The organism is Rhizobium sp. LC145 (genome assembly GCF_001005825.1).
Taxonomy (GTDB): domain Bacteria; phylum Pseudomonadota; class Alphaproteobacteria; order Rhizobiales; family Rhizobiaceae; genus Neorhizobium.
Window position 1 is genome coordinate 220,301 of the sequence record NZ_LBHV01000004.1, and the last position, 16,373, is coordinate 236,673.

Annotated in this window: 14 protein-coding genes and 1 tRNA gene; 4 read left to right on the forward strand and 11 right to left on the reverse strand. The window is 62.4% G+C overall.

The annotated features are described in order from the left end of the window. Positions 1 to 26: 26 nt before the first annotated feature. On the forward strand, positions 27 to 836 hold the full coding sequence (locus YH62_RS12600) for an SDR family NAD(P)-dependent oxidoreductase (RefSeq protein ID WP_046794571.1): 810 nt from the start codon (positions 27 to 29) through the stop codon (positions 834 to 836). Between the two features lie 11 nt (positions 837 to 847). On the opposite strand, the gene YH62_RS12605 is transcribed toward YH62_RS12600, so the two are convergent. Next, on the reverse strand, positions 848 to 1,138 hold the full coding sequence (locus YH62_RS12605; protein ID WP_046795069.1) for a lipoprotein: 291 nt from the start codon (positions 1,136 to 1,138) through the stop codon (positions 848 to 850). A 197-nt stretch (positions 1,139 to 1,335) separates the two neighbouring features. Here YH62_RS12605 and YH62_RS12610 point away from each other — a divergent pair, with 197 nt between their 5' ends. Together YH62_RS12610 and YH62_RS12615 are read left to right on the forward strand one after the other, a co-directional pair. Further along, positions 1,336 to 1,599 (forward strand): membrane protein, encoded by a 264-nt coding sequence (locus YH62_RS12610; RefSeq protein ID WP_046794572.1) that lies wholly within the window; start codon positions 1,336 to 1,338, stop codon positions 1,597 to 1,599. Positions 1,600 to 2,240: 641 nt separating this feature from the next. Continuing rightward, a complete protein-coding gene (locus YH62_RS12615) occupies positions 2,241 to 2,810 on the forward strand; it encodes a hypothetical protein (protein WP_046794573.1) in 570 nt (189 codons plus the stop codon). Positions 2,811 to 2,838: 28 nt separating this feature from the next. Here YH62_RS12615 and YH62_RS12620 read toward each other — a convergent pair. From YH62_RS12620 to YH62_RS12630, 3 genes are all read right to left on the reverse strand, one after another. Continuing rightward, positions 2,839 to 2,915, reverse strand: a tRNA-Met gene (locus YH62_RS12620). A 134-nt stretch (positions 2,916 to 3,049) separates the two neighbouring features. Then, a complete protein-coding gene (mnmA, locus tag YH62_RS12625; protein WP_046794574.1) occupies positions 3,050 to 4,246 on the reverse strand; it encodes a tRNA 2-thiouridine(34) synthase MnmA in 1,197 nt (398 codons plus the stop codon). A 138-nt stretch (positions 4,247 to 4,384) separates the two neighbouring features. Continuing rightward, positions 4,385 to 5,506 (reverse strand): mechanosensitive ion channel family protein, encoded by a 1,122-nt coding sequence (locus tag YH62_RS12630; RefSeq protein WP_052760399.1) that lies wholly within the window; start codon positions 5,504 to 5,506, stop codon positions 4,385 to 4,387. Between the two features lie 125 nt (positions 5,507 to 5,631). On the opposite strand from YH62_RS12630, the gene YH62_RS12635 reads away from it, so the two are divergent. Beyond that, positions 5,632 to 6,075, forward strand: a complete 444-nt coding sequence (locus YH62_RS12635) for a DUF1810 domain-containing protein (RefSeq protein WP_046795071.1) — start codon at positions 5,632 to 5,634, stop codon at positions 6,073 to 6,075. On the opposite strand, the gene YH62_RS12640 is transcribed toward YH62_RS12635, so the two are convergent. The 7 genes from YH62_RS12640 to ftsH all read right to left on the reverse strand — a co-directional run bounded on the left by YH62_RS12640 (position 6,060) and on the right by ftsH (position 16,314). Then, a complete protein-coding gene (locus YH62_RS12640) occupies positions 6,060 to 7,088 on the reverse strand; it encodes a Tim44 domain-containing protein (RefSeq protein WP_046794575.1) in 1,029 nt (342 codons plus the stop codon). The genes YH62_RS12635 and YH62_RS12640 overlap by 16 nt on opposite strands. Before the next feature lie 291 nt (positions 7,089 to 7,379). Then, positions 7,380 to 8,975, reverse strand: coding sequence for a phosphoglycerate dehydrogenase (gene serA / locus YH62_RS12645; RefSeq protein ID WP_046794576.1), 1,596 nt, complete (start codon positions 8,973 to 8,975; stop codon positions 7,380 to 7,382). 80 nt (positions 8,976 to 9,055) lie between these two features. Further along, positions 9,056 to 10,237 (reverse strand): phosphoserine transaminase, encoded by a 1,182-nt coding sequence (locus YH62_RS12650; protein WP_046794577.1) that lies wholly within the window; start codon positions 10,235 to 10,237, stop codon positions 9,056 to 9,058. Positions 10,238 to 10,374: 137 nt separating this feature from the next. Further along, positions 10,375 to 11,502: a GNAT family N-acetyltransferase gene (locus YH62_RS12655; protein ID WP_052760400.1), complete on the reverse strand. Its 1,128-nt coding sequence runs from the start codon at positions 11,500 to 11,502 to the stop codon at positions 10,375 to 10,377. 137 nt (positions 11,503 to 11,639) lie between these two features. Further along, positions 11,640 to 12,464, reverse strand: a complete 825-nt coding sequence (locus YH62_RS12660; protein ID WP_046794579.1) for an outer membrane protein — start codon at positions 12,462 to 12,464, stop codon at positions 11,640 to 11,642. 185 nt (positions 12,465 to 12,649) lie between these two features. Then, positions 12,650 to 14,002, reverse strand: a complete 1,353-nt coding sequence (gene glmM / locus YH62_RS12665; RefSeq protein WP_046794580.1) for a phosphoglucosamine mutase — start codon at positions 14,000 to 14,002, stop codon at positions 12,650 to 12,652. A gap of 377 nt (positions 14,003 to 14,379) precedes the next feature. Further along, a complete protein-coding gene (gene ftsH / locus YH62_RS12670) occupies positions 14,380 to 16,314 on the reverse strand; it encodes an ATP-dependent zinc metalloprotease FtsH (protein ID WP_046794581.1) in 1,935 nt (644 codons plus the stop codon). Positions 16,315 to 16,373: the final 59 nt, after the last annotated feature.

Here is a 16,373-nt window from a genome sequence, read left to right on the forward strand (position 1 = left end):
GATCGAGGCGAAAGCGCCGACCCGGCATGGGGAGGAGTGAAATGAACGCAATCCGCGAACTCGCCGTCGTGACAGGCGCCTCCTCCGGCATCGGCTTCGAACTGGCGAAGCTTTGCGCCACCGAGGGCTATGACATCATCGCGGTGGCCGACGAGCCGGAAATCCACGACGCCGCCGAAAAGCTCGCGAACGAGGGCACACGCATCACCGCCGTCGAGGCCGATCTTGCCCAAAAATCCGGTGTCGATAAGCTGATGGCTGCGATAGACGCGGATGGCCGCCCCGTCGAGCTGCTGCTTGCCAATGCCGAGCGTGGTCTGCGCGAAGGCTTTCTCGACCGTGACTTCAAGGAGATCGAGCACGCCCTCCATACCAATATCACCGGCACGCTCGACGTGCTTCACAGGATCGGCATGCAGATGCGCGAGCGGCGGCGCGGCCGCATTCTCATCACCGGCTCGATCGCCGGCTTCGTCCCCGGCAGCTTTCAGGCGGTCTACAACGCCTCCAAGGCCTTCCTGAACAACTTCTCCTTCGCGCTTCGTAACGAGCTGAAGGACAGCGACGTGACGGTCACTTGCCTGATACCCGGTCCGACCGACACCGAATTCTTCGAACGCGCCGATATCGCCGACATGCCGCTCGGTGAGATGAAGAAGGGCGACCCGGCTTTCGTTGCCCGCATTGGCTTCGAGGCCATGATGGAGGGAGAAGGCGATGTCGTGAGCGGCTGGAAGAACAAGCTTCAAGCGGCCATCGCCAATGTCACGCCCTCCGAGATGCTGGCCGAGCAGCACCGCGAGTTGGCCGAGCCGGGCGGCGGAAAACCAACCTGACGACGGACCGCTCAATCATCATCCCAGAACGGTCCGCGATAGACGCGGCGGCTGACGAGCTTGAGGCTGCGATCCGGCTGGAGGATGTATCTTTCCTCGACCCGCTGGCCGAATTCGTTGCGGAATTCATGATTGACGACGCTGCCGATCGGCGACCGGGTAAGGCGCGAGCGCGGCTGTCCGCCATAGGTGATGCTGCCGGGGATGGGCTCTAGGTCCGGCCCCGCTCCGTAGGTGACCGCACCCGCCGTGCAGCCGGAAAGGAGCGCGGCAAAACCCGCAATGATGACGAACTGTTTCAACGTGTGATCCTCCGCAATCGCCGGGCGCATGGGACATTGGCCATTTTCCGCAGTCAGCATCCGCCGATTTGATCGGCGGATGCTATCGATATAGTCCGAGGCGTGTTTTTTGGAACATCCGGCAGACGAAATCGGCAACCGGCATCATGAAGATTGATGTTTGCTCGCAGGCTCCTAAGTTTGACCACGGAGGAGCCATGCGCAGCATTTTCGTCAGTATCTCTCTCATCCTGGTTCTTGCCGGCTGCACCGCGCATGAGGCAGGGCTGGAGCCGATCCCCGGCAGCATCACCTATGGCGGGCAGCCGCGCACGAAGCTCACCAAGGCGCCCGTCGGCAGCACCGTGACCAACCGGCTGAACGACGAACTCGGCCGCCCGGCGGAGGAAACCTACATCATCCAGCCAGACCGGTCGCTGAAACTCGTCAGCCGCCACATCATCGAGTTCCGCGACGATTGAAGCCACCTCAATCCTTTGGGTGAATTGAATGGGATGAATTAGCAGTATCTAATTAGAAAACCAAAGCACAGAGTGGGAACATGACAGTCGAGGAGAAATTGGAGGCGATCTGCCGAAAGGAATGGAGTCGGGTCCTTGGACTTCCGACGCGCGGGGCCTCGAGACCGGCGTCGGCTGAAAAGAAGGCAGCCCCCTCGCCCTCCGATCGCTTGACGGGCCGTCCCCCTCGCCTTCCGCCCAAGCCGCCCCAGGGCTGATGCTGCGGTAATGCCACCGCCCGAACGCGAAAGCCGCCCCGGACCGGAGCCGCTTCAACCTCTCATGATCCCTCTCGCCTTAAATCTTCGTGATCTCACAGCGTGATCCGGAGCACCTGCCAACCCGAACCACGGCTTGAATACATCGCACGCCAACCACAACCATTGGCCGCGTCATCCTGCGTATTCAATTTATTGTTGCATATTAAATGGAATGCAACTAACCTTCCCTTGTCGACCAGGCTGGCCCGCGAGGGAGGAATGTCCATGGCGGCGGGTGCGGCAAGCCCGGAATGCGTGGCCGCAGCCCGACCGATAGCTCGCGCCGCCTGGTCGGCACCGTGAGCGACATATCCCGACCCCGTCGAAGAGGAGGATCGGTCCATGGACCGGATACGTGCTTTCTATGCCGCCGATGCCAAATTGCGCGGTCTTGCGGAGATTGCCTGGGAAATGTGGAGAAGGCGGTTTTCGCGCGCACCACGGCAGGAAGCCGCCGCAGCCGGCGGGGCGAGACGGTTCGACAGGGGGCCCTCGGCCGATCTTTCAAGGGTGCTGCAGGAAGCCCAATTCCCGGCCAGGAACACCAGCGGGTGGCTGCGCTACCATGGAGCGAAGGATGGGGTACGCATCATCATTCCGCCCTATGAGACGATGCGTCCCGGCGACGTGGTGACGCTTCTCTGGGTCGCCCACGACGACCTCTGGCTCGGCGGCAGGAATATTCCCGGAACCGAGTTCGCCGACGAGAAACGCGTGACGCGCCAGGATATCGCCGATGGTATCGAGTTTCTCGTCGGGCCCTACCAGGCCAAGGTCCGGCCCATCCTCAAGTCTCAGAAGCTCTGGGGTGCCGCCCGGGTCTTCTACATGGTGACCCGCAATCGCGGCATCTTCTGCGGGCCGGAAAGCACGGTGCGGATCAACCTCTTCGAGGATCCGGACCTCGGATAAGGCTTTGCAGGATGAATTTTCTGGAAAATGGTAGCGGGAGAGGGACTTGAACCCCCGACACGCGGATTATGATTCCGCTGCTCTAACCACCTGAGCTACCCCGCCACAGGGTCAACGGGGCCGTCCGCAAAGCGTCGATCCCGTGGGATGGGGGGCTTATAAGGTCGCTCCCCGCTTTGTGTCAAGCATATGATCGGAGAAAAACCGCCTCCGCCTGAAACCCGCCGGAACGGCCAGCTTCAGGCCGCCACCGGCGCCGAAAGAAGCGCCTTCAGCGAGGCTTCCGCCGCCGCTGCGCGTTCCGAGCGCTCGATGAAGCCGCCGCCATAAACGCGCGCATCCGCACCCTCCGCCGAATAGAGAACGCAGGCCTGACCGGGCGCGACGCCCGCTTCGCCGACCAGCAGGTCGACATAGACGCCTTGGCTGTCGCAATGGAGGGTAGCCGGCGTCGGCGGGCGCGTGGAGCGCACCTTGGCGAAGCAGGCAAAACCATCCTTCGTATCGTTTTCCAGCGAGCTGTCGCCGATCCAGTTCATATCGCGCAGATAGACGCGGTGCGTATCCAGCGCTTCCTTCGGCCCGACGATTACCCGGCGGGAGCGGGCGTCGAGAAAGACGACGTAGAGCGGCTCGCCGGTCGCGACCCCAAGCCCCTTGCGCTGCCCGATCGTGTAGTTGACGATGCCTTCGTGCCGGCCGAGCACCCGCCCATCGAGATGCACGATCTCGCCGGAAAGCGCCGCGTTCGGCTTCAACTTGTTGATGATGTCCGTATACTTGCCCTGCGGCACGAAACAGATGTCCTGGCTGTCGGCCTTCTTGGCGACGACCAGGCCCATCTCTTCCGCAAGCGCCCTCACCTCGGCCTTGGACATGCCGCCCAGCGGAAAGCGCAGGTAATCGATCTGCTCCTGCGTGGTCGCGAACAGGAACCAGCTCTGGTCGCGGTCGCTGTCGATCGGGCGGAAAAGCGCGCGGCGGTTCGGATTGTCCGAGCTCGGATTGCGGGCCGAGCGGATGTAATGGCCGGTCGCCAGCGCGTCAGCCCCGAGTTCCCTGGCCGTTGCCAGGAGATCGGCGAACTTGACCGTCTGGTTGCAGGCAACACAGGGGATCGGCGTTTCGCCCATGGCATAGGCCTCAGCGAACGGGTTTATGACCGTTTCGCGGAACCGCTTCTCGTAATCGAGCACGTAATGCGGAATGCCGAGCGTTTCGGAAACGCGGCGCGCATCCTCGATATCCTGGCCGGCACAGCAGGAGCCCGCGCGATGCACGGCTGCGCCATGGTCGTAGAGCTGTAGCGTGATGCCGAGCACATCGTAGCCCTGGCGTTTGAGCAAGCCGGCCACCACGGAGGAATCCACTCCCCCCGACATGGCGACGACAACGCGCGTGTCTTCCGGCCTCTTGTCAAAATCCAGCGTGTTCAAGAGTAACTCTCTCGGTCTCTCTGCCGCCGATGCAAGGCAGCCGGGCGAACGTCGGTCCCGCGGGCGGTATCGGCCGTCCGTCAGGCAATTGGCTGAGGATATAGAAAGGATTGGGCTTCGGTGCAAGGAGGAGCCCAATCACGACTGCAGGGACTGGTGACGCCCCGCCTCGCCGACGACCGCCGCATTGCCATTGGCCGCTCCCTCAGCCCTCACCCGCGGCAGGGCGGAGGGATATTCCCGCTGGATGAAATCGATGAGCTTTTCGCGCATCTCGCAGCGCAGATCGAAGGTTTTAGGCGCATTGTTGGCCGAAGCCAGAATGCGGATCTCCATGACGTTCTCCCGGAAATCCGTTACCTGCACGGCGACCACCTTGCGGTCCCACAGCTTCGAGGCGGCGGCGATCTCTTCCGCCTTGCTGCGGACGACGGCCACCGGCACGCTGTAATCGAGGTAGATCATCACCGTGCCGATCAGCGCGGAACCTTCGCGTGTCCAGTTCTGGAAGGGCTTTTCGATGAAATAGCTGAGCGGCAGGACCAGCCGGCGCCAATCCCAGAGCTTCATCACGACATAGGTGGAGGTGATCTCCTCGACATTCCCCCATTCGCCCTCGACGATCAGCGCGTCGTCGATGCGGATCGGCTGCGTTATCGCAAGCTGGATGCCGGCGAGCAGGTTCTTCAGCACCGGCTGCAGGGCAAGGCCGAGAACGATGCCGGCAACGCCGGCGGAAGCCAGCAGGCTGACGCCATATTGCTGCACGGCCGGAAAGGTCATGAGGATCGCCGCTAACGTAACCGCGACGATCACGATGCTCGCGATCCGCTCCATGATGCGCGACTGCGTCACATGCTTGCGGGCGAGCAGGTTGTCCTCCGCATCCAGCTTGAAGCGGCGCAGATAGACCGTCATCCAGATGTGCAGCGCGATCTTCGCCATCCAGCCGACGACGATGATGAAGCCGATAAGGAGGATGTGGCGCAGCGTCGTTGCCTGGTAATCCGTGAGCGGCGCTACGGCCGCCCCGAAGGAAAGCGCCCAGGTGAGAATGGCGAGCCGCATCGGCCGGCGCGTGCGCGCCACCAGCGAGCGCCAGAAGAGATCCTTATTCTCCACGAGCCGGGTCAGGATGCGGAAGCCGAGGCGCTGGATGAAGAGACCGAGCCCGAAAGCTGCGGCAAGCACCGCGATCGAAACCGCCCAGTCGGGCAGCCAGGCAAAATCGCTGCGGAATTCCTCGATGAAGCGTTCCATGCCCGAGAGCTAGGGTGCATGGCAGCATGGTAAAGGCCACGAGGGGAAATTTGCCCGTCTCACGCTCCAAAAACTCGGATCACGCCCTATCCTTCAAACGAAATGGAATGGAGGAGGCCATGATCATGGCGAACGGGGACGAGTTCGATCTCCAGCGTTTCGTGGAAGCACAACATCCGGTCTACCGCCAGGCGCTGCAGGAGCTTCGCGACGGCCGCAAGCGCTCGCACTGGATGTGGTTCGTCTTTCCTCAGGTGGAGGGTCTCGGCTTTTCGGCGATGTCGCAGAGATATGCCATCCGCTCCAAGGCCGAGGCACGGGCCTATCTCGTCCATCCGGTTCTCGGCGCACGCTTAAACGAATGCGTGGAGGCGATGCTGACCCACAAAGACCGCTCGGCGCACGAAATCCTGGGCTCGCCGGACGATATGAAATTCAGGAGTTCGATGACGCTGTTTGCGGCCGTCAGCGAAAAGGGCTCGCCTTTCGAGCGAGCCCTTCAACAATTTTACGACGGAGAGCGCGACCGCAAGACGATCACGCTCCTGGAAAATCAGGCGGCCGACTGAATGGCCGAGAGCTTCCAATCATTGGCGGGCTTGCGCACGAAGGTCCAGACCTCGACGATTTCGGTCGCGTTGTCCGGATCGCCTTCGGCCACCGCGCCGGTATTGCGGTCGCGCATGTAGTCGATGCTGGAATAGCGCAGCGCCACCGTCGCATAATCCTGACCGTTTTCGCGCCAGGCCTCAGCCAGGTCGCCCTGCAGAAGCTGGACGTCCTTCACCTCGTTCTTGAGCCCGTTGGTGGCGTTTTCGCCCAGCTCTTCGGCAAGGTAGGACATGGCCTCCGGCGTGGTGAGGTTGCGCAGCTTGCCGTAGTCCTCCTCCGCATAGGCAGCCTGGACGTCCTTCAACAGCTTCTCGAAGTGGTCGAGATCGCGATTGGTGATGCCGATCTCGTCCGTTTCCGGTCCCGCCTGACGCGGCGCGGCAGCATATCCGCCTGCCCCGCCTGCGGCGGCACCGCCGAGCGAGCCGATCTTCGGGATCTGGAAGCCGGAGTTGCCCTGCTGCGGGGGTTCATAGGCGGCGTTGCGCTGCTGGCCGTAATTGCCGGACGGACCGGCAGGCTGCTGCTGCCGACGACCGAAGAAGCGGAAGGCAAGCATGGCAAGGCCGGCGATGACCGCGATCTGCAGAAGCATGCCGAGGAAGCCGGCCATGCCGCCGAAGCCGCCGCCGAACATCATGCCGAGCAGGCCACCCATCAGGAGGCCGCCCATCAGGCCGCCAGCGATACCACCGAAGAGGCCGCCGGGACGCTGCTGTTGGGTCGCGTTAGGACGCGCAGCGTTCTGCGTCGCGCCCTGCGGACGCGGGGTCATGGAACGCTCGATGCCGGTTGCGGGGCCAGGCGCCGTGTTCGTGGCAGGCGGTGCCGAATAGGTGCGGGTGCCGCGGCTGCCGAAACCACCGCCGCCGCGACGGGCTTCCGCGAAGTCCACGGCTGTCAGCGAGACCGCAAGCCCGAGCGCGGCAACCGCGAAGAGCTGCTTGAAACGCCGAAGGGATGACAACATCATTCTCTCCTCTTGAGCCGCGGATGCGGCCGTTCCCGATTCATATAGCAATGCAGGCCTGATGATTTGAGTCCCGCCATCGCATTTTTCACGTTGTGGTAGATAACCAACTTTGAAACGGGAGCCAAGTTCCAAAAATACAACCTATGCGAATTGTAGCGGTGCGAATGGTCGCAGGCGACAGAAAAGGAAAAGCCCGGCGCGAGACGCGCCGGGCTTTGGTAGGACGGTTTAGTCGAACAGGCGAGCCGCGCACGCCCCACCCTCCCCTTGAGGGGGAGGTGGGATGTCTCAATCCACGTTGAAGACGAGCGGCTTGGCCTGCCGGATCGCCGGGTTGGCGCGAAGCTGGTCCAGCACCTCTTCGGAAACCGGGCCGTCTACATAGAGAAGCGCGATCGCGTCCCCGCCTTCCTTCTCGCGACCGAGCTGGAAGTTGGCGATGTTGACGCCGGCATTGCCGAGCGTCGTGCCCATGAAGCCGATCATGCCCGGCACGTCCGTGTTGGTGATGTAGATCATGTGGGCGCCGACATCGGCATCCATGTTGATGCCCTTGATCTGGATGAAGCGCGGCTTGCCGTCGGAGAACACCGTGCCCGCAACCGAACGGACCTGGTTCTCGGTCTTGACCGTCAGCTTGATGTAGCCGTCATAGACGCCCGACTTGTCGCGCTTGACCTCGGAAAGGATGATGCCCTTCTCCTTCACCATGATCGGCGCCGAAACCATGTTGACGTCGGCGACCTGACTGCGGATCAGCCCGGCCAGAAGCGCGCTCGTCAGCGCCTTGGTGTTCATGTTGGCGGTGGCGCCGTCATAAAGAATCTCGATTTCCTTGGTCGGGCTTTCCTGCACCTGGCCGACGAAGGAGCCGAGAACGTCGGCAAGGCGGATGAAGGGCTTCAGCCGCGGCGCTTCCTCGGCCGTGATCGAAGGCATGTTGATCGCGTTGGAGACGGCGCCCTTGATCAGATAGTCCGACATCTGCTCGGCGACCTGCAAGGCGACGTTTTCCTGCGCTTCCGTGGTGGACGCGCCGAGATGCGGCGTGCAGACCACGTTGTCCAGGCCGAAGAGCGGGCTTTCGGTGGCCGGCTCCACCTCGAACACGTCGAAGCCGGCACCGGCGACGTGGCCGGACTTAATGGCTTCGGCAAGGGCTGCCTCATCGACCAGACCGCCGCGTGCGCAGTTGACGATGCGAACGCCCTTCTTGGTCTTGGCCAGCGCTTCCTTGCTGATGATGTTGCGGGTTTTGTCGGTCAACGGTACGTGCAGGGTGATGAAGTCGGCGCGCTCCAGAAGCTCGTCCAGTTCGACCTTGATGACGCCCATCTCCTCGGCGCGCTCCTTGGAGAGGAAGGGATCATAGGCAAGCACGTGCATGCCGAGCCCGATCGCCTTTTTGCAGACGATACCGCCGATATTGCCGGCGCCGATGACGCCGAGCGTCTTGCCGGTGATCTCGACACCCATGAAGCGCGACTTCTCCCACTTGCCCGACTGTGTGGAAACGTCGGCTGCCGGAAGCTGGCGGGCGACCGCGAACATCAGCGCGATCGCATGCTCGGCGGTAGTGATCGAGTTGCCGAAGGGCGTGTTCATGACGATGATGCCGCGGCGCGACGCAGCCGGGATATCGACATTGTCGACGCCGATGCCGGCGCGGCCGATGACCTTGAGGTTGGTCGCGGCGGCGATCAGCTTCTCCGTCGCCTTGGTGGCCGAGCGGATGGCCAGACCATCGTAATTGCCGATGATCTCGGCGAGCTTTTCCTTGTCCTTGCCGAGCTTCGGCTGGAAATCGACTTCGACGCCGCGATCACGAAAAATCTGGACGGCGGTTTCCGAAAGTTCGTCGGATACGAGAACGCGAGGTGCCATTGGTCACGGGCTCCTTGAAAGAGGTTCGAACTTCTAAAAGCGGGATGATGCGGCCCCGCCTGTCGCGGGGCCGGAACCGGTCAGGCGGCAGCCTTGGCGAGCGCCGCCTTCTGCGTCTCGAAGGCATAGGAGAGCCACGGCATCAGAGCCTTCATGTCGGCTTCCTCGATGGTGGCGCCGGCCCAGATGCGCAGGCCCGAAGGGGCATCGCGATAGGCGCCGATATCGAGCGCCACGCCTTCCTTCTCCAGGATCGAAACGATGCCCTTGGCGAAAGCCGCCTGAGCATCCGCATCGAGTGCGGCGACCGCCGGATCGACGATCTTGAGGCAGACGGAGGTGTTCGACCGGGTGGCCGGATCGACCGCGAGGTTCTCGATCCAGTCGTTTGCCGCAACGAAATCGAAGATCACCTTGGCGTTCGCGTCGGCACGGGCGATCAGGGCCTTCAAGCCGCCCGCCGACTTCGCCCAGTTGAGCGCATCGATATAGTCCTCGACGCAGAGCATGGAGGGCGTGTTGATGGTCTCGCCGGTGAAGATGCCTTCGATGAGCTTGCCGCCCTTGGTCATGCGGAAGATCTTCGGCAGCGGCCAGGCCGGAACGTAGCTTTCCAGGCGTTCGACAGCGCGCGGGGAAAGGATCAGCATGCCGTGGCCGCCCTCGCCGCCCAGCACCTTCTGCCAGGAGAAGGTAACGACGTCGAGCTTGGAGAAATCCATGTCCTGGGCGAAGGCCGCCGAGGTGGCGTCGCAGATCGTCAGGCCCTTGCGGTCCGCCGGAATGAAATCGGCATTCGGCACGCGCACGCCTGACGTGGTGCCGTTCCAGGTGAAGACGACGTCGCGGTCGAAATCGACTTCGGCAAGGTTCGGCAGCAGGCCATAATCGGCCTCGAACTTGCGCACGTCCTTGAGCTTCAGCTGCTTGACGACGTCAGTGACCCAGCCGGCGCCGAAGCTTTCCCAGGCGAGCATGTCGACGCCGCGCTCGCCGAGCAGCGACCAGAGCGCCATTTCGACGGCGCCGGTATCGGAAGCCGGCACGATGCCGATGCGGTAATCCGCCGGCACATCTAAAATTTCACGGGTAAGATCAATGGCCTGCTTCAGCTTCGCCTTGCCGATCTTGGCGCGGTGCGAACGACCGAGCGGTGCATCGGAAAGCGCTTCGAGCGTCCAACCGGGGCGCTTCGAGCAAGGGCCAGAAGAGAAATGGGTATTATTCGGACGCACGTCCGGCGGGGTGACGGTCTTCGTCATGATGGCTATCCTCTCAGATAGAAAGCCCTTCGTTGGGGAAGGGTGTCCCGCCGCCGTGGGTATTCCTGTCCGGCTTCATAGTCAAGCGGGTTGTGTCGTTCCGAGATAAATTTTTGCCGCAGTGGCTAACCCGCGCCTTACCGCACGCCCCGAAGGATTTTCCATTTGAGCGGGCGCAGCGCCTGCCACAACGCCGTCGCCCGCAGCGCCGCGATCAATCGCGCTCTTGCGGCGAAGAGACGGCCTCTCAGCGTGACGGCGGACTGCCTCGCCGTGAGCGGAAAGGTCGTCTCGCAGCTTTCCAGCTTCCATGGCTCATCGCCGATCCCGAGGTCCAGCCATTCGAAGCCATGCTCGTGCAGCCATTGCAGGGTTCGGTAGTAGAGCGCGCTGCCGGGCGAGAATTTCGCCCAATCGCCCGCCTCGAAGGAAAGCATGATGGCGTAATAGCGCCTGCCGGCGGTGAGCCCCCATATCGTGGCGATGATCGTCTCACCCGACTTGAGATAGAAAAGTTTCAGCATTCCCTCACGGGCGAAGACCTCGGTGCCCTTGTCGAAGAAATCGCGCTTGTCCAGATCGACGTCGAAGCCCGGAACCAGCGTCTGCTCGAAGCGCCACTGCTTTTGGCGGATGAAGGCCGCGGTCGCTTCCCGACGCTCAGACTCGTCTTCCGCAAGCCCGAAGACCAGCGGCGCCAGCTTTTCGAGATTCCTCATCTTGCGCATCAGCGTCTTACGCTGCGGCACCCCCGCCTCCACCTCCTCCCAGGTCCGGCGAAGATCGTTTCCGTGGCAGGAAATCTCGTTCGGCCGATCTCCGAGAAGCGACAGCGGGTTGGGAATCCCATCGATATCGCGCGGCATTTTGCTGAGCGACAGGAAGTCGAAGGGCGGCAATGCGTCTGTGATCTGCCGCCAGAGGAGGTCCACGGTCTCGCGGTCCCAGGCGATCTCCGCCGGAAACAGCACCGGCGCGTTGTAATCCGCAGCCTCGTCGTCGATGAATTCCAGGATGCGCGCGCCCTTGCGGCGCGCAATACAGAGCGGCAGGAAGAGGATGGGCCTGCCTCCGTCATCACGCACTTCGATGAAATACAGGCTGCGTCGGCCCGAACGGCCGAAACTCTCCAGCCAGACGCGAAGGAATGTAACCGTCTGGAATGGATGATAGCGGGCGCTCTCGGAATCCGTCGCGCCGCTCGGCCAATCGGCGGAGACCTCGTCCAGGCTATGGAAAACGGAAATCCTGAATTGCGGCTTCATCAAGTGCCCTGTCGCGATGCGCGGCTTCCGATACCAACTGACGGGTCAGGCTTGAAGCTCAAACCTGTCCCATCGTTAATGGCAAACAGGCCCTTAGAAAGAAGCCGCCCGATGGGCGGCTTCCGGCGGTTCGTGGATCACTTGTAGACGATCGGTTCCGGCGGCGGCTCGTAAGCGACTGGGGTTTCGCAACCGTTGAAGACGTAGCGGGCGCCGACGCGGGCCTCATGCATGTCGAAGCCCTTGTCACGGCCGGGACCGCCGTTGTCCATATAACCGAACATGTCGCCGCCCGAGATATGGCGGAAGCGGTAGCCGATATCGGCCTTGAGATTGCAGGTGAGATCGATCGTCGCGCCGGCCATCAGAGCATAGCTGAAGCGCCAGCTTCCCTTGCCTTCGTGGTCGCTGCCGTAGCAGCCCGGCATGGAGGGATCATCGCAGATCCTGTTGCGCAGCTTGCCCCATTTCACGTAGCTGCCGCCGATGCCGGCGCCGACATAGGGCGTGACGCGGCCATAGGTGCCGAGATCGACATAGACATTGGCCATGAGAGAATAGGCGCGCATCTCCGCCTCGTCGCGGGAGGAGCACATCACCGAGCCGCACCAGCCCGTCGTGCTGCCGCGGAAATCCGACTTGCCCAGATAGTCGAAGGTAAGATCGGTGCGCAGATAGTTGTTGACCTGGTAACCGACACCGGCGCCGACCACGAAGCTGTCCTTCAAGGTGGTGCGGTCGAAATCGGCCAGGAAGGCGTTTGAGCCCTGGAAGTATTCGGCACCGCGCATGTGGTTGAAGGAATATCCGACATCACCGCGCAGATACCAGCCGCTGGCTTCCTGGATTTCCACTTCCGGCGCGTCGATGATCGGCTCGGGCTGGGGCTCGTATAAATCGGCGGAATAGGCTGCACTTCCTGCCAGCGCCAGCAAGGCTGCGCCGATCAGACTCTTCTTCATGGTTCCATCTCCAAGATCCATCTCATTGAACGGCGACGCGCCTATCAACGGGTTTATCCGGCATGGATAATGAAGGAGAAAGGTTAAGCCTCGCTTAACCATGTCCGTTTACCAGTAAAAATCGGGGATAGACAAGAAAGCCCACCGTGAAGGGCCGGCTTTCTTGCAAAAGGACTTGGTGTTCTTCAGGCCGCGCTGCGGACGTTGGAGATGACGCCGATCAGTTCGCCGACGATGCGCTCGATCTGATCGCGATCGTCGCCTTCGGCCATCACCCGGATCAGCGGTTCGGTGCCGGAGGGGCGGATCACCAGCCGGCCCTTGCCGGAAAGCTCCTGCTCCGCATCGGCGATCGCCTGCCGCACGATGATATCCTCCAGCGGCTTGCCGCCGGCATAGCGCACGTTTTTCAGGAGTTGCGGCACCGGCTCGAACCGCCGGCAGACCTCGCTGACCGGCAGGTCGAGCCGCTTGACGCGGGCAAGGATCTGCAGGGCCGCGACGAGCCCGTCGCCGGTCGTGCCGAAATCGGACAGCACGATATGGCCGGATTGCTCGCCGCCCACGTTGAAATCGTGATTGCGCATATGCTCGACGACATAGCGGTCGCCGACCTTGGTGCGGGCGAGCTTGAGTCCCTTCCCGTCCAGGAAGCGCTCGAGGCCAAGATTGGACATGATCGTCGCCACGATGCCGCCGCCGGTCAGCTTGCCGTCGTCGGCCCAGCTCTCGGCGATTGCCGCCATGAGCTGATCGCCGTCGATGATCTCACCGCGCTCATCGACGATGATGACGCGATCGGCATCCCCGTCGAGGGCAATCCCGATATCGGCCCGCACCTCATGCACCTTCTTCTGCAGCGCCGAGGGGCTGGTCGAACCGCAATCGAGATTGATGTTCGTGCCGTTCGGCTCGTTGCCGATCGTCACCACGTCGGCTCCGAGCTCCCAGAGAGCCAGCGGCGCTACCTTGTAGGCGGCCCCGTTGGCGCAGTCGATCGCGATCCTCAGCCCATGCAGCGTGACATCGCGCGGCAGCGTGCGCTTGGCGTGCTCAATGTAACGATAGATATCGCCCTCGACGCGCTTCGCCCGGCCGATATCGGCGGACTTGGCGAGCTGGGTGTACATATCCTTGTCGAGCAGTTCCTCGATCTGCATTTCCAGCTCGTCGGAAAGCTTGTAGCCATCCGGACCGAAAAGCTTGATGCCGTTATCCTCGTAAGGATTGTGCGAGGCCGAGATCATCACGCCCACATCGGCGCGCAGCGAGCGGGTAAGCATGGCGACGGCCGGCGTCGGGATCGGACCCAGCAGGAAGACATCGAGCCCGGCGGCGGTGAAACCCGCCACCATGGCATTTTCGAGCATGTAGCCCGAAAGGCGGGTATCCTTGCCGATCACCACCCGATGCCGATGGTTACCATTCCTGAAGATCGTGCCGACGGCGATCCCCACGCGCATGGCGAGATCGGGCGTCATCGGGAAAACGTTGGAATGTCCGCGGATGCCGTCGGTACCGAAATAGCGACGTGTCATATAAGCTCCTTCGTCATCGCGCCCTGATGGCGCGGTCTTGGCGCATAGCCCTCAAAACCGGGGCACAGCGCTATGGCAGGCGAACCTGCAACCATAATCTCCGGCAGAGCCGGTCCATGCTCGGCTCATGCCACAGTCTGCATGTATAAGCACGTAAATTAGCGTCAAAATTGATTATATCTCGTTACCAAGTAAGGTTACATCGCTCCCCGACGGTCAAACCGTGACGAAGGGCAGCAACATCTCTTTCGTCATTGCGACATGAGCAAATCCTCGACACACCGAGGGTGACGCCGCGTATGCCGAGGGGTTTATCAGCAAGCAAAAACCGCCGCGGATTGCTCCGCGGCGGTTTCCTTGAATGCTGTGCAGCCGGATCAATGCGGCTGAGGTTCGAGGCCGCTTTCCGGCTCGTCGCCCTTGGGCTGGCCCTTCTTGGCGCCAGCCTTCGGCACAGCCGAACCACGCGCCGGCGGCGCATCGTCGCCGAGGTCGCGGGAAGGTTTGTGCCCCTTGATGAGGGCCTTGATCTCCTCGCCCGAAAGCGTTTCGTATTCGAGAAGCCCTTCCGCCAGCACCACGAACTCGTCGTGCTTTTCGGTCAGGATACGGCGAGCCTCGGTATAGGCCTCCTCGATGAGGCGGCGCACCTCCACATCGATCTTCTGAGCGGTCGCCTCGGAGACGTTCTTCGATTGCGAGACCGAGTGGCCGAGGAACACTTCCTGTTGGTTCTCACCGTAGGCAACCTGACCGAGCACGTCGGAGAAGCCCCATTGCGTGACCATGGCGCGGGCAAGCTTGGTTGCCTGCTCGATGTCCGAAGATGCGCCGGAGGTGATGTTCTCCTTGCCGAAGGTCAATTCCTCGGCAACGCGGCCACCCATCATGATGACGAGGCGCGAGACCATCCACTTGTAGCTCATCGAATAGCGGTCGCCTTCGGGAAGCTGCATGACCATGCCGAGCGCGCGGCCCCGCGGGATGATCGTTGCCTTGTGCAGCGGATCGGCCACCGGCACATGCAACGCCGTGATCGCGTGGCCGGCCTCGTGATAGGCAGTGAGCTTCTTTTCCGCCTCGGTCATGGCCGAGGAGCGGCGCTCCGCACCCATCATGATCTTGTCCTTGGCGTCCTCGAACTCGCTCATGGTGACGAGCCGCTTGTTGCGACGCGCTGCCATCAGGGCTGCTTCGTTGACGAGATTCATGAGATCGGCGCCGGAGAAGCCGGGCGTGCCGCGTGCCAGAACCTTGAGATCGACGTTCGGCGCCAGCGGCACGTTGCGCACATGCACCTTGAGGATGCGTTCGCGTCCGACGATATCCGGGTTCGGCACGACGACCTGGCGGTCGAAGCGGCCGGGACGCAGGAGCGCCGGGTCAAGAACGTCCGGACGGTTGGTCGCGGCGATCAGGATGATCCCCTCGTTCGCCTCGAAGCCGTCCATCTCGACCAGCAACTGGTTCAGCGTCTGCTCGCGCTCGTCGTTGCCGCCGCCGAGGCCTGCGCCACGGTGACGTCCGACGGCGTCGATTTCGTCGATGAAGATGATGCAGGGCGCGTTCTTCTTGGCCTGTTCGAACATGTCGCGGACGCGGGACGCGCCCACACCGACGAACATTTCAACGAAGTCGGAACCCGAAATGGTGAAGAAGGGAACGTTGGCCTCGCCCGCGACGGAGCGTGCGAGGAGCGTCTTGCCCGTGCCGGGAGGACCGACCAGCAGCACACCGCGTGGGATTCGGCCGCCGAGGCGCTGGAACTTCTGCGGGTCACGCAGGAAATCGACGATTTCCTCGAGATCCTGCTTGGCCTCGTCGACGCCTGCGACATCCTCGAAGGTGACGCGGCCATGCGCTTCCGTCAGAAGCTTGGCCTTGGACTTGCCGAAGCCCATGGCACCCCGCGAACCGCCCTGCATCTGCCGCATGAAGAACAGCCAGACGCCGAGGATGAGCAGCATCGGAAGAAGCGTGCCGAGATAGCTCAGGAAGCCGGAAGACCCATCGGTTTCCGGGCGTGCCACCGTGGTCACGTTCTTGGACTGCAGCCGCTCCACGAGCGCGTCGTCGATGACGGGCGAATAGGTCTGGAAGCCTGCGCCGTTCTCGACATAGGTTCCAAGCACGCGATTGCCGGTAATGACGACGTCGCGCACGCGACCGGCATCGACCTCTCGCAGAAATTGCGAATAAGGGATCTCGCGCGAGCTGGTCTGCGAAGGTGCCGTCTGGAACATGCTGAACAAAGCGATCAGCAGGAGGGCAATAACGGCCCAGAGGGCGAAATTACGTAGGTTTGGGTTCATCGAACTCCCCGGAACTGCGACGGCCGACTTCCGGCCACCGCCTTGCTTGCCCATAACAT